Annotated in this window: 20 protein-coding genes, 2 tRNA genes and 2 pseudogenes; 6 read left to right on the forward strand and 18 right to left on the reverse strand. The window is 74.7% G+C overall.

What is annotated here, in order from left to right:
• Positions 1-90: 90 nt before the first annotated feature.
• Positions 91-164 (forward strand) — tRNA-Gln (locus KSP35_RS09815).
• Positions 165-208: 44 nt separating this feature from the next.
• Positions 209-284, forward strand: a tRNA-Glu gene (locus KSP35_RS09820).
• A gap of 187 nt (positions 285-471) precedes the next feature.
• On the opposite strand, the pseudogene bluB reads toward KSP35_RS09820, so the two are convergent.
• Positions 472-2240 (reverse strand): annotated as a pseudogene (bluB, locus tag KSP35_RS25775) (5,6-dimethylbenzimidazole synthase).
• A gap of 118 nt (positions 2241-2358) precedes the next feature.
• Here bluB and KSP35_RS09840 point away from each other — a divergent pair.
• The 3 genes from KSP35_RS09840 (at position 2359) to KSP35_RS09850 (ending at position 5038) form a co-directional block, all read left to right on the forward strand.
• Positions 2359-3501, forward strand: coding sequence for a ferritin-like domain-containing protein (locus tag KSP35_RS09840; protein ID WP_217001346.1), 1143 nt, complete (start codon positions 2359-2361; stop codon positions 3499-3501).
• A 67-nt stretch (positions 3502-3568) separates the two neighbouring features.
• The gene (locus KSP35_RS09845) at positions 3569-4315 is read left to right on the forward strand and encodes a PP2C family serine/threonine-protein phosphatase (protein WP_217001347.1); all 747 of its coding nucleotides are present in this window, start codon (positions 3569-3571) and stop codon (positions 4313-4315) included.
• Between the two features lie 15 nt (positions 4316-4330).
• Entirely contained in the window at positions 4331-5038 is a 708-nt protein-coding gene (locus KSP35_RS09850; RefSeq protein WP_217001349.1) for a hypothetical protein, read from the forward strand.
• Here the strand turns inward: KSP35_RS09850 and KSP35_RS09855 are convergent.
• From KSP35_RS09855 to KSP35_RS09930, 16 genes and pseudogenes are all read right to left on the reverse strand, one after another.
• Positions 5022-6458, reverse strand: coding sequence for a cell wall metabolism sensor histidine kinase WalK (locus KSP35_RS09855; protein ID WP_217001351.1), 1437 nt, complete (start codon positions 6456-6458; stop codon positions 5022-5024). The two genes, KSP35_RS09850 and KSP35_RS09855, sit on opposite strands and share 17 nt — an antisense overlap.
• Before the next feature lie 9 nt (positions 6459-6467).
• A complete protein-coding gene (locus tag KSP35_RS09860) occupies positions 6468-6788 on the reverse strand; it encodes a winged helix-turn-helix domain-containing protein (protein WP_217001353.1) in 321 nt (106 codons plus the stop codon).
• 169 nt (positions 6789-6957) lie between these two features.
• Positions 6958-7155, reverse strand: a pseudogene (locus KSP35_RS25780) (response regulator); the annotation flags it as partial.
• Between the two features lie 73 nt (positions 7156-7228).
• Positions 7229-7858 (reverse strand): sterol desaturase family protein, encoded by a 630-nt coding sequence (locus KSP35_RS09870; RefSeq protein ID WP_217001355.1) that lies wholly within the window; start codon positions 7856-7858, stop codon positions 7229-7231.
• Positions 7855-8670 carry a TetR family transcriptional regulator gene (locus tag KSP35_RS09875; RefSeq protein ID WP_217001357.1) on the reverse strand — a complete coding sequence of 272 codons (816 nt, stop codon included), beginning with the start codon at positions 8668-8670 and terminating at the stop codon, positions 7855-7857. The genes KSP35_RS09870 and KSP35_RS09875 overlap by 4 nt, the downstream gene beginning before the upstream one ends.
• Before the next feature lie 171 nt (positions 8671-8841).
• Positions 8842-9450: a hypothetical protein gene (locus tag KSP35_RS09880; protein WP_217001359.1), complete on the reverse strand. Its 609-nt coding sequence runs from the start codon at positions 9448-9450 to the stop codon at positions 8842-8844.
• Positions 9451-9538: 88 nt separating this feature from the next.
• Positions 9539-9916 (reverse strand): hypothetical protein, encoded by a 378-nt coding sequence (locus KSP35_RS09885; protein WP_217001361.1) that lies wholly within the window; start codon positions 9914-9916, stop codon positions 9539-9541.
• Between the two features lie 10 nt (positions 9917-9926).
• A complete protein-coding gene (locus KSP35_RS09890; RefSeq protein ID WP_217001362.1) occupies positions 9927-10268 on the reverse strand; it encodes a P-II family nitrogen regulator in 342 nt (113 codons plus the stop codon).
• Between the two features lie 9 nt (positions 10269-10277).
• A complete protein-coding gene (locus tag KSP35_RS09895; protein ID WP_217001364.1) occupies positions 10278-10859 on the reverse strand; it encodes a winged helix-turn-helix domain-containing protein in 582 nt (193 codons plus the stop codon).
• A gap of 3 nt (positions 10860-10862) precedes the next feature.
• Positions 10863-12608 (reverse strand): ammonium transporter, encoded by a 1746-nt coding sequence (locus KSP35_RS09900; RefSeq protein WP_217001366.1) that lies wholly within the window; start codon positions 12606-12608, stop codon positions 10863-10865.
• A 117-nt stretch (positions 12609-12725) separates the two neighbouring features.
• Entirely contained in the window at positions 12726-13322 is a 597-nt protein-coding gene (locus KSP35_RS09905; RefSeq protein WP_217001368.1) for a hypothetical protein, read from the reverse strand.
• A gap of 78 nt (positions 13323-13400) precedes the next feature.
• Complete coding sequence (locus KSP35_RS09910; RefSeq protein WP_217001370.1) at positions 13401-14093, reverse strand: YdcF family protein; 693 nt, start codon at positions 14091-14093, stop codon at positions 13401-13403.
• The gene (gene gltX, locus KSP35_RS09915) at positions 14090-15508 is read right to left on the reverse strand and encodes a glutamate--tRNA ligase (protein ID WP_217001372.1); all 1419 of its coding nucleotides are present in this window, start codon (positions 15506-15508) and stop codon (positions 14090-14092) included. The genes KSP35_RS09910 and gltX overlap by 4 nt, the downstream gene beginning before the upstream one ends.
• 46 nt (positions 15509-15554) lie before the next feature.
• A complete protein-coding gene (locus KSP35_RS09920; protein WP_217001374.1) occupies positions 15555-16406 on the reverse strand; it encodes an alpha/beta fold hydrolase in 852 nt (283 codons plus the stop codon).
• A 41-nt stretch (positions 16407-16447) separates the two neighbouring features.
• Complete coding sequence (locus KSP35_RS09925; protein WP_217001376.1) at positions 16448-17095, reverse strand: hemolysin III family protein; 648 nt, start codon at positions 17093-17095, stop codon at positions 16448-16450.
• 86 nt (positions 17096-17181) lie between these two features.
• Positions 17182-20832 carry an ATP-binding cassette domain-containing protein gene (locus KSP35_RS09930; RefSeq protein WP_217001378.1) on the reverse strand — a complete coding sequence of 1217 codons (3651 nt, stop codon included), beginning with the start codon at positions 20830-20832 and terminating at the stop codon, positions 17182-17184.
• Positions 20833-21629: 797 nt separating this feature from the next.
• On the opposite strand from KSP35_RS09930, the gene KSP35_RS09935 reads away from it, so the two are divergent.
• Complete coding sequence (locus KSP35_RS09935; RefSeq protein WP_217001380.1) at positions 21630-21773, forward strand: hypothetical protein; 144 nt, start codon at positions 21630-21632, stop codon at positions 21771-21773.
• Between the two features lie 592 nt (positions 21774-22365).
• Here KSP35_RS09935 and KSP35_RS09940 read toward each other — a convergent pair.
• Positions 22366-23271 carry a hypothetical protein gene (locus KSP35_RS09940; protein WP_217001382.1) on the reverse strand — a complete coding sequence of 302 codons (906 nt, stop codon included), beginning with the start codon at positions 23269-23271 and terminating at the stop codon, positions 22366-22368.
• Positions 23272-23336: the final 65 nt, after the last annotated feature.

A 23336-nucleotide genomic window follows, 5' to 3' on the forward strand; every position in this document is an offset into this window, starting at 1 on the left:
CGGTCCGCGCCTGGCGACGCCGGCAGCCGCGGATCGACCCGATCGCGTTTTTGCCCGACGCCGACGATCCTCTAAGGTCAACAGGCCCGTTCGGGGGTGGTGTAATCGGTAACACAGCAGCTTCTGGTGCTGCCTTTGGGGGTTCGAGTCCTCCCCCCGAGCCATCCGGTCCCTCCGGGACCGGCACAGCGGTACAACTGAAGATCTCGCCCCCATCGTCTAGCGGCCTAGGACACCACCCTCTCAAGGTGGCGGCACGGGTTCGAATCCCGTTGGGGGTGCCACGGCACCAAGCCCCTGGTGAGCACCTGGAAAGGCCCGCTCCCCAGGGGCTTCGTCGTTCCCGGGCCCGGTCTGCCGATGGGCCCGCCCGCCCGGCCGGGCCGTGGGGCCAGGAGCGTGCCGACCAGCAAAGCGGTCGCTCCGACCGGCAGCCGTGGCACCGGTGCGGGCTCCGCCCGAGCGCATAGGTCAGGCGGTGCGGCCGGCGGTGCGGCGCAGCTCCAGGGCGTCGAGCAGCACGCCGCTGGCGAGGCAGGCGCCGACGCCCTCGCCGGCGCGGAAGCGCAGGTCGAGCAGCGGCTCCAGGCCGAGCGACACCAGCACCGCCTGGTGCACGGCCTCCCGGCTGCGCTGCCCGGCCACCAGGTGCGATGCCACCGCCGGCTCGGCGCGCACGGCGAGGGCCGCGGCCACGGTGGTGAGCAGGCCGTCGAGCACCACCGGGGCACCCACCTCGGCGGCGCCCAGCACCACGCCGGTGAGCACCGCCACGTCCGGTCCGCCCAGCGAGGCCAGCGCCGCGACTGCGTCGGCCACCGGCCCGGCGCCCGTCACGGCGCCAGCGGCTGCTCCGACGGCCGTCTCGGCGGTGCGGGCGAGGGCGGCGGCCACCACCTCCTCCTTGCGCACGAGCATGGCGGCGTCGGCTCCAGCGCCGCGGCCGACGGCGTCGGCCGGTGCGAGGTCCAGGAGCCAGGCGGCCAGGGCGGCGGCAACCGTCGTGTTGCCGATGCCGACCTCGCCCAGGGCGACGAGGCCGCGCCGGCCCGCCTCCTGACCGAGGGCCCGGCCCCGCGCCAAGAGGGCCTCGGCGGCCTCGAGCTCCAGCGGCGGTTCGTCGCGCAGGTTGCCCGTGCTGGAGCCGGCGTCTTCCACCACGGCGGTGAGACCGGCAGCCGCGGCGGCGGCCGTGCCGATCGAGCGACCGGCGCGCGGCGGCGAGCACGTCGTCGCCCACCTCGGCGGCGAAGGCGCTCACGCCCAGCTCCACCACGCGGTGGCGGGCGGCCACCAGCACCAGCGTCCCGCTGGTCAGGTCGCCGGCGCCGAGCGCCACGATCCGGTCGACGGCCCGGTCGAGCACGCCGAGCGAACCCGGCGGGGTCAGCAGCTCGTCGGCCCGGTCGCGGGCCGCCACCACGTGGTCCGGCGCCGGGGGCTGCAGGCGCGACGGCGGCGAGGCGGGCGCCACCCCGTCCTCGGCCGGCCAGCGCTCGTGGAGCACGACGTCGGCCAGCGGCACGCGGCTCGACCACCCCGCCCGCTCCAGGCCGGGATCGGGCGGGCGCTCGTCGGGCCAGCCCAGGCACAGCCAGCCGAGGGTCTCGACGCCCTCGGGCGCGCCGACCAGCGCCGCCAGGTCGGCCGGCTCGAACAGGGTGACCCACCCGGTGCCCAGCCCCTCGGCCCGCGCCGCCAGCCAGAGGTTCTCGATGGCGCAGGCGCACGACCACAGGTCGGCGTCGGCGAAGGTGGCCCGGCCCAGCACGCCGGCGGCGGGCACCCGGCGGTCGCAGCACACCACGATGCCGAGCGGGGCCTGGCGGATGCCCTCCAGCTCCAGGTCGAGCAGGTGCCGACCGGCCTCGGCCGGCAGCTGGGCCGCCTGCTCCAGGCGGCAGCGGTCGGCCATCGACGCTGCCCGCTCGCGGGTGGACGGGTCGGCCACCACCACGAAGCGCCAGGGCTGGGACTGCCCGACGCTGGGCGCGGCGTGGGCCGCGCCGAGCACCCGTTCGAGCGTGGCGGCGTCGACGGCGTCGGCACGGAACCGCCGGATGTCACGCCGGGACCGCACGACGTCGTAGAGCACGGCGCGCCTCGGGCGCGAACGCCCAGGCGGCGGGGTCGGCCCGCCGCTCGGCCGCCGAGGTGGGGTCGCCGATGCGCGGCACGGGCCGGGGCCAACGTGCGTGCTCGTCGACGGGCGGGACGCCGTCGGACCCGGAGGTGGCCACGGAGCTCCTCCCAAGGGGTTCGACGGACCGGCCGCCATCGTACGGAGGGCGCCCGGCACCGCTCAGTAACGCGCGTTATCCTGCGACCCGGGGAATCCGACGCACAGGGAGCGCCAGCGTGAGCGAGCAGATCGAGACCAGCGACCGAGGGGACGTCAACGACCTCGACGCCATCCTGGCGATCACCAACACCGACGTCGACGAAGCCGTCCACGCCGTGCGCGACAACGCCGACGCCATCTTCACGTGGGACTACGAGAAGGGGAAGCGGCCGGCGCTCAACAAGCTCTACGAGAAGGCCAAGGGCGCCCAGTGGAACGGCGAGACCGACCTCGACTGGAGCATCGACGTCGACCAGGAGGCCCTGGTCGAGCAGGTGGGCGTGGCCAACGGCCCCGAGGACCTGATGGCCTTCGGCATCGACATCTACGGCACGGTGCTCGAGGGGTGGGGCCACGCCGAGTGGAAGGAGCACCAGATCCAGACCCAGAACTGGAGCCTGAGCCAGTTCCTCCACGGCGAGCAAGGCGCCCTCGTCTGCACCGCCAAGATCGTCGAGACCGTGCCCTGGATCGACGCCAAGTACTACGCCGCCACCCAGGTCATGGACGAGGCCCGCCACGTCGAGGTCTTCGCCAAGTACCTCGACACCAAGCTGTCGGGCCACTACCCGATCAACACCCACCTCGGCCTGCTGCTCGACGACATCATCACCGACAGCCGCTGGGACATGACCTACCTCGGCATGCAGATCATGGTGGAGGGCCTGGCCCTCGCCGCCTTCGGCATGGCCCACCAGACCACGCCGGACCCGCTGCTCAAGCAGCTCCTGCGCTACGTCATGAGCGACGAGGCCCGCCACGTCGCCTTCGGCGTGCTGTCGCTGAAGGAGTTCTACGACGACCTCAGCGAGGCCGAGCTCTTCGAGCGCCAGGAGTTCGCCTTCGAGGCCGCCATGCGCATGCGCAACCGCTTCCTCCAGCAAGAGGTGTGGGAGCGCCTCGGCGTCGACGTGAAGGACGCCATCAAGATCTTCGCCAAGCCCGACGAGGTCAAGAACCAGGACCCGTTCCAGCAGCTCCTCTTCTCCAAGATCGTCCCGAACTGCAAGAAGCTGGGGCTGCTCGACGCCAACGACGGGTGGCTGCGCAAGCGATTCGACACCCTCGGGGTCATGCAGTTCGAGTTCGCCGACAACACCGGCGAGGAGTACCTGGCCTTCGACGCCGTCACGGCCGACCGCGAGGCCGCCGGCGCCTGACCCGTCGGCGCGGCGAGGGGCCAGAGGTGGCCCTTTCGCCCGGCCGGGGTCCCGGTACGGTCTCGGCATGGGTCCAGCCGCAGCCATCGACCACGGGTGGGCCACCGCCTGCGGTCCCCGGTCGGAGAACCAGGACCGGGGCGCGGCGGCGCCGGCCTGGCTGGTGGTGAGCGACGGCATCGGCGGTCACGCCGGTGGCGCCACGGCCGCCGCCCTCACGGTCGACGCGGTCGCGGCGGTCCTCGCCCCGGTCGCCGCCCCCGACGGCGTCGGCCCCGAGGACCTCCTCGCCGCCGCCGTGGCCCGCGCCAACGACGCCGTCCGGGCCGGCCGCGCCGCCGATCCCGCGGTGGCCGACATGGGTGCCACCGTGGTGCTGGCGGTGGCCGACCCCGCCGCGGTCGACGGCAGCCGCTGGCTCGTCGCCTCGGTGGGCGACTCGCCGGCGTGGGTGGCCCGGCGCGAGGGCGTGCAGCAGCTCACCCACGACGACAACGTGGCCGGCGAGCTGGCCCGCACCGGGGCCATCACCGCCGAAGCCGCCGAGCACCACCCGGGCCGGCACCTGCTGCTGCGGGCCATGGGCCTCGAGGCGACCGTGGCCGTGACGCCCATCGAGGTGGTGCTGGGCCCGGGCGACGCACTGGTGCTGGCCTCCGACGGGCTCTCGGGCGTGCTCGGCCCCGCCGACATCCACGCCGCCATCGCCACCGCGCCCACCATGGCCGGCGCGGCGGCCACCCTGGTCGAGCGATCGCTGCAGGCCGGCACGCGCGACAACGTCACCGTCGCCGCCGTGCGGCGCCCGGGCTGAGCGGTGGCGCTGCGGGTGCAGGTGCACCCCACCGCCTGGGTCGACCGCTACGACCGCGGCCAGGTGGTGCGGGTCGGACGCGGCCGGCAGAACGAGGTGCGGGTGGGCCACCAACCGGTGCAGGGGCGCTGGACGGTGTCGAAGGTCCACGCCGAGCTGGCCTGGGACGGCACCCGCTGGAGCACCACCAACGTGAGCGACAAGCCGGGCCTGCTCCAGGTCTACGAGCCGGGCTACGAGGAGGTCGTGCTCGAGCCGGGCCGCCCCTGGGTGCCCGTCCGCCACCGCTGGAGCTGCGCGTTCGGCCGGCCCGGCCACCGGGTGCACGTGGTGTGCGCCACCGACGACCACCGCGGACCGGCGGTGGCGCCGCTGCCCGCCGATGCCGCTCCCGAGACCGGCCTGCCCGACCTCGGCGAGGACCCCACCACCGGGCTCGACGAGTACGTCGCCCTGCGCCTGACCCCGCTCGAGCGCGACGTGCTGCTGGCCTACTACTCGGGCTTCACGCTGCTCCCCCGACCCGACACCCTGGAGCCCCGGTCCCACGACGAGGCGGCCCGGCGGCTCGGTCGGTCGAAGGACTCCACCCGCAAGGCCATCGAGCGGGTCAACGACAAGGTCGGCCAGCTCGCCGACGCCCCCGCCGTGGCGGTCGGGCGCAACGTGTCGGCCGAGGTCGGGCGCTGGCTGGCCCGCACCGGCGTCATCGACCCCGACTGACCTCGTCCCCGGACGAGGCGGGCGGGGCGGGCGGCACGGCCGGGCTGGACGGGACGACCGGGCCGGGCGGGGGCGGCGGGAGCAGGACCACCAGCTCGGCGCCCGGACCGCCGTCGGCCGGGGCCTCGGCGCTCACCCGCCCACCCATGGCGCCGACGAGCTCGCGCACCACCGCCAGCCCCAGGCCGGACCCGCCGGACGCGCCGGCCGGGCGGGCTGCGGTCCGGTCGGCGGCGTAGCTGCGGTCGAAGACGTGGGGCAGGTCGAGCACGGCGATGCCCGGCCCGTCGTCTCGGACCGAGATGCGAGCCCCGCCGGCCGGGAGCCCGTCGGCGCGGACCACGATCGTCCCCGCCGCGTAGCGCAAGGCGTTCTCGACGAGGTTGGCCACGGCCTGGGCCAGCCGATCGGGGTCGACCAGCGCGATCGCCGCCATCGGCGGCTCGTGGACCACGAGGGCGAGGCCGGCGGCCTCGGCGGCCGGTCGGAAGCCCTCGGCCACGTCGACCACCACCTCCGCCACGGCGAGCGGGCGGAGGTCGAAGGAGAACTGGCGGGCCTCCAAGCGGCCCAGGTCGAGCAGGTCCTGCACCAGGCGGGCCAGCCGCCTGGCCTCGGTCCCGATGGTGCGGGCCGCCGCCGACGGGTCGGTGGCGGTGCCGTCGGCGATGGCTTCGGCGTAGCCCCGGATGGACGTGAGCGGCGTCCGCAGGTCGTGCGACACCGAGAGCAGGAACTGCTTCTCCAGCCCGCGGCTGTGCTCGAGGGCGGCCACCATCTCGTTCATGGACCGGGTGAGGTCGGCCACCTCCTCCCCTGCCGCCGCGCCCGGATCGGGCAGACGGGCGGACAGGTCGCCGGCGGCGATGCGCACCGTCGCCTGCTGGGCCCGCCGCAGCGGGCGGGTCAACCCACCGCTGAGCCACCACGCCACGCCGGCCCCCACCGCGAGGGCGATGGCGCCGGCCACCAGGAACCAGCCGACCGGCACGCGGGGCGGATCGGCCGAGCGGGTGAGCACCACCACGCCGGTGCCGCGGGCGCCGGGCACCCCGGCGGCGGCCCACAGCAGGTCGCCGTGGCGTCCACCCTGCGAGCCCCCGGCGCCGAGCACGTCCCGGTCGAGGTCGGCCGCCGTGACGCCGGCGGGGAACTGGCCGAGCACGTTGCCGCGGGGCCCGATGCCCACCACCGAGATGCCCTCGAGGCGCAGCCCCTTGATGATGCGGGCCTGGTTGGCCGGGCGCACCGGCCGGGAGCTGACGTCGACCAGCGCCGCGACGCCCTCGGCCTGGTCCTGGAGGGAGCGCTCTCCGGCGCGGACGCCCTCGGCCCGCAGGAGCAGGAAGGTGCCCGAGCCGGCCAGGACCAGCGACAGGGCGACGGTGGCCAGCATGGCCAGGAGGAGGCGGCGGCGCACGGTCGCGACCTAGTCGAGCCGGTACCCGACGCCCCACACCGTGGCGAGGGGGAGGCCGGGGCCGAGCTTGCGGCGCAGCTGGCGGACGTGGACGTCGACGGTCCGCTGGTCGCCCTCCCAGGCGACGCCCCAGGCGCCGTCGAGGAGCTGCTGGCGGGTGAGGGCCCGACCGCGGTTCGCGCCGAGGTGGGCCAGCAGGTCGAACTCCTTGGTGGCGAGCGCCACCGGCCGCCCCTCGGCTCGGGCCTCGCGGCGCTCGAGGTCGATCTCCACCAGGCCGGCGGCGATGACCGTGGGCGCGGCACCCGGGGCGGCAGAGGAGGCGCCCACCCGCCGGAGGATGGCCTGCACCCGGTGCACCAGCTCCCGGGGCGAGAACGGCTTGGCGAGGTAGTCGTCGACACCGGCCTCGAAGCCCCGCAGGCGGTCGTCCTCCCCGTCGCGCGGTGAGCATGAGGATCGGCACGTCGGAGCCGGCCCGCAGGGCGGTCGCCACCTGGAACCCGTCGAGCGCACCGGCCAGCCCCACGTCGAGCACGACCATCACGGGTGGTCGGGCCCGGATCAGGTCGAGCGCCCGCTCGCCCCGGTCGGCGATCGACACCCGGAACCCGGCCTCGCGCAGGTACAGCTCGACGAGCGCCGCGATGTTGGCGTCGTCCTCGACGACGACCACGGTGGGGACCTCGGCGCGCACCGGCCCATGGTCCCACCCGCGTGTGAGCGATGTGTGAACGGCGAGCGGCGAGCTCGGCCGATGCCCGCCGAGCTCAGTCGGCCGGCGCCACCGAGGCGAAGGCCCGAGCCCGGTCGAGCGACGCCAGGCGGTCGTCGGAGGTGGCCGAGCCCACCAGCACGTAGTCGTCGCAGAACTCCGGCTTCAGCTCGCCGTCGGGATCGACCAGCCACGGGACCACCAGCCGGCGCGGCACCCGGACTCGGGCCGGCCGGTCGATGGTGCCGAAGACGACGTCCCAGAGCGGCCAGCTCACCCCGTGGTTGGCCTGCGGGTGGCCGAAGTGGTGGTGGAAGTGGTGCTTGCGCAGCCAGCGGGTGTAGCGGCCGCGCGGCGCCCAGAGGTGGGCGGCGGCGTGGTTGTACTCGTAGAAGAAGTAGCCGAGCGACCAGCCCACGGCCACGCTGAGCCCGAACGCCGAGCCCACGATGGCCCACCCGAGCGGCATCCACGCCACGAAGCCCACGAGCAGCATCCCGGCCCAGCTGAGGAGGTGCATCTTCGAGAAGCTCCAGCTGGCGTGGACGTGGTGCTCGAGGTGCTCGCGGCTCATGAGGCCCTTGCCCTTGAGGTCGTGCATGGCGAAGCGGTGCAGGGCGTACTCCCCGAACCCCCAGAGGAAGAAGCCGGCGACGAAGCCGGAGGCGATGGCGAGGAGGGTCACGGGTGGTCGGCTCCTGGGTCGGCCGGCGCGAGGTCGGCGGTGGACGGGGTGGCGAGCGGGGCCCAGCTGCGGGCCAGCGGACGGGCGGCGGCGAGGTCCTCGCGGCGAGCGCCCCAACCCACGAGGAGGGCGTCGGTGAGCTGGGCGCCGAGCACGGCACCGGTGGTGGGCAGGCCGGTCAGCAGGCCGTCGGTGAGCAGGGCGCCGTTGAGCGCCACCACCCAGGCCAGCGTGCGGGCGACCGCGGCGTCGACCGGCGCGCCGAGCGGGTCGGCGATCGACTCCCCCGTGGCCAGCGCGCCCACGTCGACCGCATCGGCCAGCAGGCGACGAGGGGCGTCGAGCACGTACATGGCGACGGGCACGATGCGCCCGGCGTCCTCGACCTCCTCGACGCCTCGGGTCACGAGCAGCTCCTGCTGCAGCCGGAACTCCCGGGGGTAGCGCACCGGCGCCACCAGGAAGAGGTCGGAGAAGGCGCACAGCCGGGCCAGCGCCGCCACCTGCGGCCCGACGCCCGCCGCAGCCGCAGCCGCCTCGGTGGCCGCCAGGTGGGCGGTGCCGACCTCCCCCAGGGTGCGCAGCGCCCGCTCCTGCACCGCCGCCATCAGGGCGCTGCGCGACGGGAAGTACGTGTAGAGCGACGCCGGGGCGTAGTCGGCGGCCTCGGCCAGCGCCGCCATGGTCACCCCCGCCACGCCCTCGCTGTCGACCAGGTCGCCGGCCAGGTCGAGCAGCCGCTCCCGCCGCGCCTCGCGCTTGCGCGACCGCCGATCGCCAGTTCCCGAGGTGGGCACGTTTTCCGAAGGCACGTCGGAAAACGTACCCACATCGCCCGACACGTGCAAGGCCCCCGACCGCAGTCGAAGACCCCCCGAACCTGTCGCAGTTGGCCGACGCCACGGTCGACAACTGCGACGAGTTCGTGGGGGTGTGGGGTGTGAGCGGGTGTTGGGGGTGTGGGGGTGTGGGGTGTGGGGTGGCTACGGGGTGACGAGGGCGAGGTAGCCGAGGGTGCCGACGCGGAAGAGCTCGACGCCGACGGGGGCCACCACGGGGCGGAGGGCGGCGACCTCGCGGTCGACCAGGTCCTCGTCGATCAGGTCGTGGCAGGTGCGGCGGTGGGGCCATGCGGCAGCCACGAGGTCGGGGCGGGCGACGACCGCGCCGGCGTCGTGGAGCAGCCGGACCAGCAGGCGGGCGCCGGCGACGGGGAGCCGGACGGACCGGTCACCCAGGCGCAGCACCCGGTCGGCGTCGAGCACCGGCAGCAGGCGAGGGGTCGGGCCGACCGGCGCCGCGGTGCGGTGCACCAGGCCGGCCACGCGGGCCGCGACGTCCTCGGCCGAGGCCGGCTGGCGGACCCAGTCCTCCCGGTCGGCCCAGGACAGCGGTGGCGGGTCGCCGGCGCCCACGAGCAGCAGGCGCAGCCCGCCGGCGAGGGCGAGCTCGCGGCGGCGCTCCTCGTCGGCCGGCCAGTCGACCAGGGCGACCGGCGGCTCGCCGGCGGCGCCACGGGTGGGGTCGGGCCCTCGCCGGGACGGCGAGGACCTCGGGGCGCCCGGCGCGGGCGCCTCGGGGTGGTGGGACATGGGTTGGGGCCTTTCGTGGCGCCGGCGCGGCCGGCGGGTGCTGGTCCGGGAGACCGGTGGCGGGCCGCCACGGGTCAGCGTGTGGGGATCAGCGCCACGAAGGCGGGCCGCGCGGGCGGACGGCGCTGCGCGCCGCCTCTCGCCGCACCCACCGGCCCGGCTCGCCGGCGAGGGCCAGCAGCACGAGGGCCACGAGGAGCGCACCGGTGGTGGCCGGTGCGGTGGCAGCCCGCAGGACCGCCGGGAGGTCGTCGCCACGGGTGCTCGGCGACCGGAGCTGGCGCAGGGCGCCCGAGGGGCGGGCCTGCAGCAGCGAGGACGGCCGCAGGAGCGGCACCGCGACCGAGCTGTCGAAGGAGGCATCGATGGCCCCCAGCGCGCCGAACGGCAGGATCGAGCAGATGGCGAGGCCCAGGAGCGCGAAGCCCCGGGCCCACCACCTGTTCGTCCTGCCGTCCCTGCGCACGACGTGACGCCTAGAGGGCGTCGGACCCGATCTCGGAGGTGCGGACCCGCATGACCCGGGGCACCTCGGTGCACCAGATCTTGCCGTCACCGATCTTGCCGGTGCGGGCCGCGTCCCCGATGAGCTCGAAGATCTTCTCGACCTGCGAGTCCTCGACGAGGACCTCGATGCGGACCTTGGGCACGAACTCCACGGTGTACTCCGAGCCCCGGAAGGTCTCGCTCTTGCCACCCTGGCGGCCGTAGCCCTGGACCTCGCTGACGGTGATGCCGAGCACACCGAACTCCCGGAGCGACGTCTTCACGTCTTCCAGCTTGAAGGGCTTCACGATTGCGGTGACGAGTTGGACCACTGGTCTCTCCTATGGTGCGGCCCGCTTGGCAGCGGGCTCGTTCTTGGGTTCGGGCTCGACGGCCAACAGGAAGCCGTGGCCGCGGATGGTGTGGATGGTGAGCCCGAGCGGAGCGATGCGGCCCCGCAAGGTGTGGACCCGGCTGTCGATGGCCCGGTCGCTGCGCCGGTCGTCGTTCCAGACCAGCTTGACCAGCTCGTCCCTCCCGACCACTCGGCCGGGCGTGGCGCCCAGGCGGTTGAGGATGGTGGCCTCGATGAGCGGGACGACCACCCGCCCCCCGTTGAGGACGAGCAGCCCGTCGCCATCGACCTCGACCTCGCCGGGCAGCAGCCCGGCTCGGCCACCGGCTCGAGCGGCGAGCCGCTGGATCCGGGCGTGCAGGTCGCGCTCGTCGACCGGGAGCCGGGCCCAGTCCTCCAACCGCTCGAGCTCAGGAGCGAGCTCGCCCTGGTCGAGGAGCCAGAGGCAGGGGCGACCCCGCTCGAGGAGGTCCCCCCGCTGGCCCGCATCGACGGGCCAGCGGAGGATCTCGACGACGGGACCGGAGCGGGGGGACGAGCCCCCGGTTGCTCCGCTCGGGTCGGGCACCGGTCAGACCTTCTCGGTCTCGACGTTCTCGGCTTCCGGGCCGGCGGGCCCGGTGACCGACGAGGAGGACTCCGCCACCGACTTGCCGGTGTAGGTGGTGTAGGCGAAGCCGGCACCGAACTCCATGTGGTAGGCGGGGAGGCCGTGCTCGACGATGTCGATGCCCTCGAGCTCCTCGTCGTTGGCGATGCGGAGGTTCCATGCCCCGGGGAGCTTGCGGATGGCGAACATCAGCGCTCCGCCGACGGCGCCGACCACCACGATGCAGCTCAGCGAGCCGATGGCCTGGGCCAGCAGCTGGCTGCCGCCGCCGCCGTAGAACAGGCCTTTGATGGCGACGGCCGGGGCCGAGGTGCCGTTCGGGTCGGGCAGGCCGTAGCTGCCCGTGGCGAAGAGGCCGATGCACAACGTGCCCCAGACGCCGCAGCCGCCGTGCACGGCGACGGCGCCGATGGGATCGTCGATCCGCAGCGACTCCAGCAGGTCGACCACCAGCGGGACGATGATGCCGGAGACGGCACCGATGATCAGGGCGCCGGTGGGCGAGACCCAGTAGCAGGGGGCGGTGATGGCCACCAGGCCACCGAGGAAGCCGTTGATGGCCATGCCCACGTCCCACTTCTTCGAGCGGGGGTAGACGAAGAACACGGCGACCAGGCCGCCGGCGCAGGCGGCGAGGGTGGTGTTGGCCGCCACCCGGCCGATGCCCTCGAAGTCCATGGCGGAGAGGGTGGAGCCGGGGTTGAAGCCGTACCAGCCGAACCACAGGATGACGGCGCCGATGGCGGCGATGTTCATGTCGTGCGGGGCCGTGGGGCCACCGCCGTCCTTGGCGAACTTGCGACCGAGGCGCGGGCCGAGGGCGAGCGCACCCATGAGGGCGAGCATGGCACCGACCGTGTGGACCACCGTGGAGCCGGCGAAGTCACGGAACACGACGCCCTCGGGCACGAGGCCGTGGAACCAGCCCATGGTGTTGCCGAGCCAGCCGCCCGGCCCCCACACCCAGTGGGCGAAGATCGGGTAGATGAGGCCGGACACGCCGAGGCTGTAGAGGATGTCGCCCTTGAACGAGGTGCGCCCGACCATGGCACCAGAGGTGATGGTCGAGGCGGTGTCGGCGAAGGCGAACTGGAAGAGGAAGAACGCCAGGAAGGCGACCTTGGTGTCGAAGAGGCCGGCGTAGTCGTAGGTCTTCGGGATGTCCTGCAGGAAGAAGTACGACTTGCCGATCACGCCGTGGAAGTTCGCCCCGAACTGGAAGGCGAAGCCGACGGCGTAGTACAGGACGCCGCACATGCAGGTGTCGAAGATGCACTCCATCATGATGTTGACGGACTCACGGGACCGGGCGAAGCCGGCCTCGAGGGCCATGAAGCCGGCCTGCATGAAGAACACCAGGAAGGCCGCGACCAGCACCCACATGGTGTTGATCGGGCTGATCAGGTTCTCGGCCTTGGTGGCCGCCTGGGCGGGCGTGGCACCGGCGGCGGTGCTGAAGAAGTAGGTGAACAGCGCCATGACGCCGAACACGCCGGCGATGCCGATCACCTTCCCCGCCAGGAGCACACCGAAGCGCTTCTGCGTCTCGCGCTCCTTGAAGGAGCTGATCGGGAGGCGCTGGCGCCCCCGGAAGGTCTGAGCTGGGGGTGTCCCATCCGAGAAGGACGGACTTCCCCCAGATCCAACACCGGCGAGGGCGGGGGTTGCCGCCTCAGAGCCGGACCACGGCAGTCGGAGCATGTTCATGGGCGGCACCGTACGGATGCGCAGTTTCGCCATCGTGCCGCTCATGTAACGGCTACCGGGCAAGAACCTTTCGCCATGCTGTCGTCAGGTCGACCGAAACCTGACGAGCGCGTCCCGTCAGCGCAGCTCGTAGATGGTGGGGGCGCGACCGGGGCCGGTGTGGTTCGCATCGGGGCCCAGCTTGGCGGCACGGCCCTCGGCGATGAGCTCGTCGACGGCCTTGCGCACCGTCACCGGCGACCCGCCGCCGGCCTTGTCGGCCAGCTGGGCCAGGGTGAACTGCTTGGGCATCTGGTCGGCCACCGCCTTGATCTGCGACACCGGGATCTGCGGGGCCCGCGGCGTGCTCGGCGACGACGCCTTGCGACCGCCGGCGGCGGGGCCCCGGCGCCCTCGCGACGACGGCACGGCGAAGCCGGCCTCGGCCAGCACGTCGTCGGACACGCCGAGCGAGCGGAAGGCCTCGACCGGGATGCCCTCCTCCTCGGCGTAGCTGCGGGCCTGGGCCACGAACTGGGTGGTGATCGAGTCGATGTCGGCGGCCTTGGCCCGCTCCCGGGCCGCCGCCGCGTGCAGCTTGTCGATGGGGTCCGAGGCCGAGGCGAAGGCCTCCTCGGCCTTGGTGACGGCGTCCTGGTCGACCGCCGAGGTGGGATCGTCGATCCAGGCGAGGTAGCGGCGGACGGCGGCTTCGGGGGTCACGGGATCGGCCATCCGCCGATCGTACCGGCGGGCCTCGGCTCGGACCGGCTCCGACGGGCGCACGGGGGCGGCGGCCCGGCCTCGGCCCACCTACCGGTCGAGGCGCTCGAGGCGGCGGTAGCCGATGAGGCGGCCGGCCGAGACGGCGACGGTCTCGCGGATCAGGGAGCGGCCGTCGGGCGACCCGTCGGCCGGGGAGATGGCGGCGTGCAGGCCGACCTGGCTGGCGATGCCCGAGAGCCGCTTGCTGTGCGCCGGGCCCGACACCAGAACGACGTCGTCGACGTCCTCGGCGGCGAGGAACCGGGCGACGGCGGCCAGGGACTCGTACGTGGTGCGGCCCTGGACCTCCTTGCGGATGGCCCGATCGGGGACGCCGTGGTCGCGCAGGTAGTTGTAGCCGGCGGTGGCTTCGGTGAAGCGGTCGCCGGTCTGGCGGCCGCCGGTGACCACCACCATCGGGGCCAGGCCCCGCCGGTAGAGCGTGAGGGCGTGGTCGAGCCGGTTCTTGAGCGCCGGCGACGGCCGGCCGTCGTACTGCGCGGCGCCCAGCACGACGATGGCCTCGGCCCGCCGCTGGGCGTCGCGCCCGCTGGCCTGCCAGACCTGCACGAAGGTGCCGCCGACGTAGAGCGCCACCGCCAGCACCAGCACGACCGGGACGAGCAGCCAGCGGGGAACCCACCGTCGACGCCGGCGGGCGGGCGCGCTCGCCTCCTCGCCCGCCACGGGGGCCGGGGCCTCCGAGCCCCCTCCGCCGGGGCCGGGCGACGCGCCGGTCATCCCAGGCGACCCCGGGTGCCCCGCAGGCGGGCCAGGGTGCGCTCCCGGCCGAGCACGGTGAGCGACTCCCACAGCGGCGGGCCCACGGTGCGGCCGCTGATGGCCACCCGGACGGGCCCCTGCGCCTTGGAGAGCTGCGGGCCGCCCTCGGCGTTGACCAGACCGGCGTCGATGGCGGCGGCGGCGACCGCCTCCTGGATGGGCTCGGGAGCCCACTCGTCCGGGCCGAGCGCGTCCAGCCGGGCGATGGTGGCGTCGAGCATCTCCGGCACGGCCTTGCCCTTGGTGATGGCCTTGGTCCACGAGGCCTCGTCGACCTCGGGCTCGTCGACCACGAGGAACTCGACCATGGGCTCGACCTCGGTCAGGGTGCGCACCCGCTCCTGGACCTCGGTGGCCAGCGACGCCAGGGCGGCGGCCGCCGGCTCGCCGAGGGTGAGGAAGGGGCGGGCCCGGGCCTGGAACTCCTCGGACGACAGGGCCCGGATCTTCTCGGCGTTGACGAAGCTGAGCTTCTTCTGGTCGAAGAACGCCGGCGACGCGTTCACGTCCTCCAGGCGGTACTGCTCGACGATCTCGGCGACCGGCCGGACCTCGACGCCGTCGGCCGGGCCCCATCCGAGCAGGGCGAGGTAGTTGACCATGGCCTCCGGCAGGTAGCCGCGGTCGCGGTAGTCGGCCATGGAGACGTCGTCCCGGCGCTTGGACAGCTTCTTGCGGCCCTCGTTCACCAGCAGCGGCATGTGGGCGAACGCCTCGGGCCGGGTGAGGCCCAGCGCGTCGACCAGCAGCAGGTACTTGGGGGTGGAGTTGACGTGGTCCTCGCCGCGGATGACGTGGGTGATGCCCATGTCGGCGTCGTCGAAGGAGTTGGCCAGCAGGAACACCGGCGAGCCGTTGCCCCGCAGCACCACGAAGTCCTCGAGGTCGGCGTTGGCGAAGGAGACCTCGCCGCGCACGAGGTCGGTCCAGCCGGTGCGGCCCTCCCGCGGGGTGCGGAACCGGGCGGCTCGACCCGGGCCGGGCTCGAGGCCCCGGTCGCGGCAGAAGCCGTCGTAGCCCGGCTTGCCGCCGGCGGCCTTGTTGCGGGCCTGGACGTCCTCGGCGGTGCAGTCGCAGAAGTAGACGGCGCCGCCGGCCACCAGCTTGGCGGCGGCATCGGCGTAGAGGTCGCCCCGCTCGCTCTGGTGCACGGGCGTACCGTCCCACTGCAGGCCGAGCCACTGGAGCATCTCGAGCACGTTGTCGACCAGCTCGGGGCGGTTGCGCTCGGCGTCGGTGTCCTCGATCCGCAGGAGGAACTCGCCACCCGTCTGGCGGGCCACCAGCCAGTTGGCCAGGGCGGAGTGCCCGGAGCCGACGTGGAGGAAGCCGGTGGGCGACGGGGCGAAGCGGACGCGGACGGGGCGGGGCACGCACCCAACCTAACGGGGAGGGGTGACAGCGCCCGAGCGCGAACCCCTAGCCCAGGTGGGTGACGAGCGCGGCGGCCAGCGCCTCCGGCGCCTCCTCGGGGATCCAGTGGCTGACCCCTTCGAGCTCGACGAACGTGTAGGGCCCCTCGACCTCGCCGGCGGTGAGCTCGGCGGCGGTGCGGCCCAGGGCGATGTCCTCGGTGGACCACACGTAGAGCGTCGGGGTGGTGATCGGACCCAGCCCCGACGCGTCGGCGGGATCGGCGCCCTTGTACCAGTTGAGGGCGCCCTGCAGGTCCTCGAAGGTGGTGAAGCGGTCGACGTAGGCCGCCGCGCTCTGCTCGTCGAGCCCGCTGCCGGCGTACAGCATCCGCAGGAGGGCGCGGTCGTCGGCGAGGAACAGGTCCTCGGCGCCATCGGCCCGGAACGTGGCCATGTAGCCCGACCGCGCCGCCTGGTCGTCGCCGTCGGCGGCGGGCCCGCCGTGCTTGGCGGCCAGGAACGCCGCCGGGTGCGGCGTCGAGACCACCGACAGCGTGCGCAGGCGATCCGGGAAGCGGCCGGCGGTGTGCCAGGCCAGGGCGCCGCCCCAGTCGTGGCCCACGAGGTGGAACGTGTCCCACCCCAGGGCGTCGGCCAGGCCCAGCACGTCGGCGACCAAGGCGTCGATGGCGTACTCGGCGGGATCGGCGGGCCGGGCGCCCGGGGAGTACCCCCGCAGGTCCGGTGCCACCGAGCGGATGCCGGCCGCGGCCAGCAGCGGCTGCACCCGTCGCCATGCGTGGCCGCTCTCGGGGAAGCCGTGCAGCAGCAGGGCGGGCTCGCCGTCGAGCGGGCCGTCGGCCACCGCGTCGAAGGTGAGGGGGCCGATGGGGAGGTGGAGCGGCGTGGCGGTCACGGGCCGACACTAGGGAGCGGCGCAGGAGCGCGCCGCCCGGCTCAGCCGGCCCGGACGAGGCCGAGGTTGGCGGCGAAGAGCAGGCCGCCGGCAGCGACGCCGAAGGCGTGCCACACCTCGTGGTAGCCGAACCACCGGGGCGAGAGCCGGGGCCGCTGGAGGGCGAAGAAGATGGCGCCGACGGTGTAGAGCAGGCCGCCGGTGGCGAACAGGACGAGCGTGGCCGGGCGTCGGGCCAGGAAGGGGAAGGCCATGAGCCCGGCCCAGCCGAGGATGATGTAGAGGCTGGCGCCGACCTTGCGGAACCGCTCGAGGGCGATGATCTTGAACACGATCCCGCCCAGGGCGCCGCCCCACATGATGGCCAGCGACACCCAGCGCCACGGGTCCGGCAGCACCAGGACGGCCGTCGGGGTGAACGAGCCGGCGATGAGCACGAAGATCATGCTGTGGTCGGCCCGCTGCATGATCCGCACGGCCCGGGGCGACCGGGCGAACACGTGGTAGCTGGAGCTGGTGAGGTACAGCAGGATGCTGGCCACGCCGTAGATCCACGCCGCCGCCAGGGCGCGTGGCGTGGTGGCGGAGCGCACCAGCCAGACCAGGCCCACCACCGACACCAGCAGCGCCAGCTGGTGCAGCCGCCCCCGCAGGACCGGCCGAGCGGCCACCATCGCCTCGAGGTCCATGTCCACCCTCCCCGGCGGCTCGTGTGGTGCGGTCAGCGTTGCGGGTCCCCATCGGCCGCGGCCGCCGGGAACCAAGGGCCCCGACGCTACGCCGCGTCCGGGGTGCCCAGGTAGGCGGCCACCACCACGGGGTCGGCCAGGACCTCGTCCGGGGCGCCGTCGGCGATCACCGCGCCCTGGTCGAGCACCACGAGGCGGTCGGCCAGGCGGGCGATCAGGGCTACGTCGTGCTCGACCACCACCATCGTCAGGCCGAGCTCCCGACGCAGCTGCGCCAAGAGGTCGCCCAGCGCCGCCACCTCCGCCTGGGCGAGGCCGCTCGACGGCTCGTCCAGCAGCACCACCTCCGGCTCCACGGCGACGAGGGCGGCGAGGTCGACGATGCGGCGCTGGCCGGTGGACAGGTCACCGATGGCCAGGTGGCGCCACGGGACGAGGCGGAAGCGGTCGAGCAGCTCGGCCACCCGGGCTCGCACCGCGTGCTCGTCGGCCCGCTGGGCCGGCGTGGCGAGGATCGCGTCGGCGACGCCGACGGCCCGCACCGCCGGGTCGCACGCGATGGCCAGCACCTCCTCGACGGTGAGCGACGGGAACAGGCGGGCGTCCTGGAAGGACCGTCCGAGGCCGCTCGCCGACCGGGCGGCGAACGAGGCCCGCGACACCTCGGCGCCGCCCTGGTCCACCCGGCCGGCGGCCAGCGGGACCAGCCCGCACAGCGCGTCGAGCAGCGTGCTCTTGCCGGCGCCGTTCGGCCCGATGAGCCCGACCACCTCGCCCGGGCGCACCGCCAGGTCGACCTCGCGCACCGCGTGGACGCCCCCGAAGCGCACCGACACGCCGTGGGCCACCAGGATCGCGTCGCTCGCTCCGTCGGCGGTGCCCTCTGCGCTCACCGGCACCGGTCCGTCCGGTCCACCGTCGGTCGCCGTCCGCTCCCCCGGGTCACCATCGGCGCTGGCGCCGGCATCGGCGAGGTACACGGAGCGGGCCAGGTCGGGGCGGTCGAGCAGCTCGGCGGTGGGCCCGGCGAAGGCCACCCGGCCCCGCTCCAGGAAGACGGCCCGCTCGGCCAGCCCGGCGGCGGTGGTCAGCGACTGCTCGACCAGCACGATCGCCGTGCCCGTGGCCCGGAGCTGGTCGAGGAAGGCCACCAGCTGGCGGACCACGATGGGCGCCAGCCCGAGCGACAGCTCGTCGATCAGCAGCACCGTCGGCGCGGCGATCGACGCCATGGTGAGCACGAGCATCTGCTGCTCGCCGCCCGAGAGGTCGGCGGCGTGCTCGTGGAGCCGGGCCGCCAGCGACGGGAAGGCGTGGAGGGCGGCAGCTCTGCGGGCGGCGACGCCCTCGTCGCCAGCGGGCTGGGTCCAGCCGGCCAGGTCGAGGTGCTCGGCGACCGTGAGCGACGGGAACGTGCCCCGCCCGCCGGGCGCCAGGGCGAGGCCGAGCGCAGCCACCCGGTGCGGGGCCCGGCCGGCCACCGAGCGTCCGTGGAGCTCGACGGTGCGGGCATCGGCCGGCAGGAGCCCGCTGATGGCGTTGAGCACGGTGGACTTGCCGGCGCCGTTGGTGCCCACGAGCGCCAGCACCTCGCCGGGGGCGACGTCGAAGCCCACCCCGTCGACGATCGTGCTGCCGCCGAGGCGGACCCGCAGGTCCCGGACGCACAGCGCCGGCTGGTCGACCCCGCAGCCCTGCACGGCGGCATCGAGCGCCGGCTCGGCGCCGACCGCCAGGGGCGAAGCGGTGCCCCCAGCGGCGACGGCACCCCCGAGCCAGCGGCGCAGGAGGCGGTTGCGGACGGTGGCCAGGGCGCCGGCCAGGCCGCTCGGGAACACCACCAGCACCACGAGCAGGCCGATGGCGGTGGAGAGCACCCGCGTCGAGTCGCCGAGGAACCAGCCGCTGCCGACGAACAGGAGGGCGCCGGCGATGGCGCCGATGGGCGAGGCGATGCCGCCCACCACCGTGGCGCCGAAGGTGGAGATGCTGCGGTCCGGGGTGAGCAGCTGGTCGGGGAACGTCTGCAGGACGTGGACGAGCAGGCAACCGGCCACCGCGGCGATGGTGCCCGACAGCCCGAACGCCGTGAGGCGGGTGCGGGTGGTGCTCAGGCCGTAGCCCTCGCTGGCCAGCTCGTTGTCGCGCTGGGCCACCATGGCCCGGCCCGGTCGACCGGCGCGGACCGCGTGGGCCGCCCACAGCACCGCCACCAGGACCCCGAGGCACACGAGGTACATGGCCCGCTCGCTGCCCAGGCCGATGCCGAACAGGTCGGCCCGACCCACCCGGCCGTCGGGGATCCACCCGGCGTAGGCCGGCTGCAGGAGGTACGCCGACGTCGCCACGTTGAACGCCAGGGTCACCACCGCGAGGTACAGGCCGCGGAGGCGCAGGGCGGGCAGGCCGATCACCAGCGCCGCGACCCCGCCGGCTGCCCCCGACCCGACCAACGCCACCGACAGGTCGTAGCCACGCACCGCGGTGAGCCACGAGCCGATGGCGGCGCCGACGGCCACGAAGCCCATCTGGCCGAGCGACACCTGGCCGGCCCAGCCGGTGAGCACCACCAGCGAGATGCCGACGATGGCGAACACCAGGACCGTCGCCGCCTTGAGCTGGTCGCCGCTGCCCAGGTGGCTGGGCAGGTCGACCGCCAGGCCGAGCGCCACCGCCCACGCCAGGGCGCGACCCACCCGGACGGCTGGGCGGCGCAGGACGGCTCGGGGCACGGCCCGCACCGGCGCGCCCACCTGCCAGGCCGAGGTGGCCTCCCGGCCGAGGCGGGTGCGGGGCTCGGCCAGCAGCGCCAGGCCCACGAAGATCGCCCCGGCCAGCACCACGGCGTAGAGCTGCGGGTTCTCGGGGTGGTTCCACGTGACGGCCTGCTCCACGACGCCGAGCGCCACGGCGGTGGCCGCCACCCGGGCCAGGTCGGTGAAGCGACCGAGGGTCAGCGCGGCGAGCACGGCCAGCAGCGCGGTGAACGACTCGGTGGAGGCGAACGGCAGCCCCACCACCGCCACGCGCAGGAACACGCCCACGAACGACAGCAGGGCGGCGCCCGCCCACACCACGGCCTGGAGCCGTTCGACGGGGATGCCCACCAGCGCGGCCCGCTCCGGTCGGTCGGCCGCCGCCCGCACCGCGGCACCGGCGCGGGTGCGCAGGAGCAGGCCGGCCACCAGCGCCAGCGCCAGCGGGGCCAGCACCCAGGCCAGGACGTGGGCGGCGTGGAACCGCAGGGGCGCCACGCCCAGGTCCACCGACCAGCCCGTCGAGATCTGCTGGGCGCGGGTGTCCTCGCCCCACAGGTGGGGCACCGCGAGGGAGGCGGCCAGCGAGGCCTGGGCGATGCCGATGGTGGCCACCGTGAGGATCAGCCGGGACGACGAGGCGAAGCGGCGGACCACCACCAGGTAGAGCACCAGGCCGAGGGCCACCGACAGCGCAGCCCCCGCCAGGCCGGCCACGGCGAAGCTCCAGCCGCTGTAGGTGATCAGGTCGACCGCGACCACCGTGGGCACCAGGCCCAGGGCGCTCTGCGCGAAGTTGATGGTGCGGTTGGCCCGGTACACGAGGCAGAGGCCGACGGCCACGAGGGCGCCGAGCAGGCCGAGGGTCAGGCCCTGCAGGTAGACGCCGAGGGGCATGGGCAGCACCAGCGCCTGGAGCAGCAGGAGGACGGCTGCGGGGGCGACGGCCTTGAGGGCGGGGTGCACCCGGTCGAGCGCCATCAGTTGTCGACCACGGTGACGGCGCCGGCGCGGATGAACGCGTGCGGGGGGGGCCGGTGGGCCAGGAACCGGGCACGTACCGCTGGCCGTGGTCGGCGTAGCGCCACTTGCCGTGGCCCTGCTCGCCGAACTCGTCGGCGCCGGTGGCGGTGACGTCCCACCAGATCTCGGCGAAGTCGTCGACGCCGGCGAAGTCCGGGTACGGCCAGAGCGAGGAGTCGCCGAACGACATGAGCGGGATGTACGGCGTGGCCGGGTTGCCGCCGATGGGCTTGGCCCGGAACAGCGAGTCGCGGAAGCCGGCCGCCGACAGGTCCTTGCCGGTGCCGAGGCCGTTGAAGAACAGGAACACCGGCGCCCAGAGGATCTGCGCGCTCTGGCGGGCGGGCGGGTCCTGGCCGCCGTTGGCGCCGCGGTAGAGCCGGAAGATGATGTCCTTCGCCGGCGAGCGGGCCGGCGGGGCCAGCGGGGTGATGCCGAAGGCGTGGGCCATCTGCGACTGGTCGTAGGGCCGGCCCCAGCTGGAGCGCTCCGAGGAGAAGCCGCCGGTCATGATCCACTCGGGGTACCAGTCCTGGCGGGTGGCCTCGTCCATCAGCGAGCCCAGGGCGATGGGGTCGCCGCCGTAGACGATCGACGTCACGCCGTGCTCCTTGAGCCGGCCGATGAGCGTGGCCTGGACCTGGTTCACGCCGTTGGCGTCGCCGTAGGCCACGTCGTCGGCCAGGGGGACGTGGGCGGCGTGCAGCTCACGGGCGATCGACGGGCCGATCCCGGCGCCCCCGAAGGGCCCGCTGATGCTGATGAGCCCGAACCGGCGGGGCGAGCTGCGCAGGGCCGGGCCGGCGAAGGAGGCGTCACGGCCCTGGAGGCGCTTGCGCACGTACTCCGCCACGTGGGTGGCCACCTGCTCGGGCGTGGTCTCGAGCGACCACACGTAGGGGGCGTGCTCGGCGTAGAACGCGTTGGCGCCGCCGTTGACGCACAGCAGGCACAGCACGCCACGAGAGGCGAGCTCGTCCCCGAAGGCGGTGCCCTGCAGGGGACCGTTGAGCACGGCGTAGGGACGGATGTCCTCGGCGATCTTCACGGCGTCGGCGCGGGCGGCCACCGCGCCGAGCAGGTTGGCGCTGCCGGTGAAGACCACGAGGTCGACGCGGCGTCCGCCGAGGGCCGGGTTGCCCTTGGCCAGGACCTTGATGAAGCCCCGGACGGTGGCGGCCGCCTCGGCGTTGGTGTCCTCCGGGGCGACGAACCTGGCCACGATCTTGCTGACCGAGTCCTCCTCCGGTGGCTGGTAGAGCACCACCTTGATCGCGTCCTTGGTGATCCCCCGCACCGCCAGGGTGCGCGGCCGCTGGCTGGCCGGGCCCGACCCGTCGGCGCCGGTGGGTCCGAACGCTCCGCCCAGCGCCAGGGCGAGCACGGCGCCCACCACCACGATGGCCGCCGCCAGGCCCTGGTGGCGGTGCGTCGCCCGGCGCTCGCCGCCGCCCCGCTTCCGCCGTCCGCCGAGCGCCGAGCCCGGGGCGCTCACGCCTCGTCGCTGAGGCCGGCGAGGTCGTGGGGGCCGGCCGACGGGTACCCGCCGGCGGCCCGGATCTGGGCGCCCCACGGGCCGAGGAGGGCGAGCAGCTCGTCGAGGTCGCCACCCAGCGCCGCCAGGATCGGGCCGCACTGCGCGTCGGTGCTGGCTTCGACCTGCTCGCGGGCGTCGCGGCCGGCCTCGGTGAAGGCGCCGTCGGCCACCAGGCCCCGGGCCACCAGGCGGGCCTCGGCGGCGTCGAGCTCGTCGTCGCTCCAGGCCCTCGTGCGGATGTAGGTCCGCATGGGCAGCCCCCACGACAGCTCGCTCAGGAGGCCGATCTCGGTCGCGTCGAACCCCGCGGTGGTGTACGCCGCGGTGTGGGCGTCGCCGCGGTACTCGCGCAGGCGATCGGCCAGGCGCCACAGGTCGCCCATCGGCGTGCCGGGCAGGCCCAGGGCCAGCAGGCCGGCGTAGAGCGGCTTGCCCTCGGGGCGGAGCCCCTCCCCCGCACGGACCAGCAGCTCCGTCGCCCGCTCGATGCCCTCGGGCTCCGGGCCGAGGATCCGCTCGAGCTGGCCGACCGCGCCCTCGGTCCGGGCTGCGCAGAGCGCCGCGGCCGTGGCCCGTTCGCGGCCCATGGCCACCAGCGGCACCACGATGGCCGGGTTGAACACGCCGAAGGCGGCGGCCACCACCTCGCCGGGCACGTCGCCGAGGATCGAGCCGCGGCTGGCGAAGTAGGCGATGCCGTCGGGCATGGCCACGCCGCCGTCGGCCGACGGGCTCGGGCCGAACCCGAGCGCCTCGTAGGCCCGGTGGCACTCGGGCGAGAAGTACACCTGCCCGGCGATGGGCTCCAGGGCCCCCGCCAGCTCGCGCGCCCGCACCACGTCGATCGTCCCCTGGTCCATGGGGCGAGACCCTGGCAGGCGCCTGCCGCTCCGTCCACCGCGCCCGGGGCCCCGGCTTTCAGGTG

It is taken from the genome of Aquihabitans sp. G128, from assembly GCF_019048865.1.
GTDB lineage: Bacteria > Actinomycetota > Acidimicrobiia > Acidimicrobiales > Iamiaceae > Aquihabitans.

Bases quoted from the DNA above. Each gene is read 5' to 3' on its own strand.
- KSP35_RS09845 (WP_217001347.1), top strand. From the start codon at position 3,569: ATGGGTCCAGCCGCAGCCATCGACCACGGGTGGGCCACCGCCTGCGGT.
- KSP35_RS09880 (WP_217001359.1), bottom strand. From the start codon at position 9,450: ATGTCCCACCACCCCGAGGCGCCCGCGCCGGGCGCCCCGAGGTCCTCG.
- KSP35_RS09900 (WP_217001366.1), bottom strand. From the start codon at position 12,608: ATGAACATGCTCCGACTGCCGTGGTCCGGCTCTGAGGCGGCAACCCCC.
- KSP35_RS09905 (WP_217001368.1), bottom strand. From the start codon at position 13,322: ATGGCCGATCCCGTGACCCCCGAAGCCGCCGTCCGCCGCTACCTCGCC.
- KSP35_RS09910 (WP_217001370.1), bottom strand. From the start codon at position 14,093: ATGACCGGCGCGTCGCCCGGCCCCGGCGGAGGGGGCTCGGAGGCCCCG.
- KSP35_RS09925 (WP_217001376.1), bottom strand. From the start codon at position 17,095: ATGGACCTCGAGGCGATGGTGGCCGCTCGGCCGGTCCTGCGGGGGCGG.
- KSP35_RS09930 (WP_217001378.1), bottom strand. From the start codon at position 20,832: ATGGCGCTCGACCGGGTGCACCCCGCCCTCAAGGCCGTCGCCCCCGCA.
- KSP35_RS09935 (WP_217001380.1), top strand. From the start codon at position 21,630: ATGCTGATGAGCCCGAACCGGCGGGGCGAGCTGCGCAGGGCCGGGCCG.
- KSP35_RS09940 (WP_217001382.1), bottom strand. From the start codon at position 23,271: ATGGACCAGGGGACGATCGACGTGGTGCGGGCGCGCGAGCTGGCGGGG.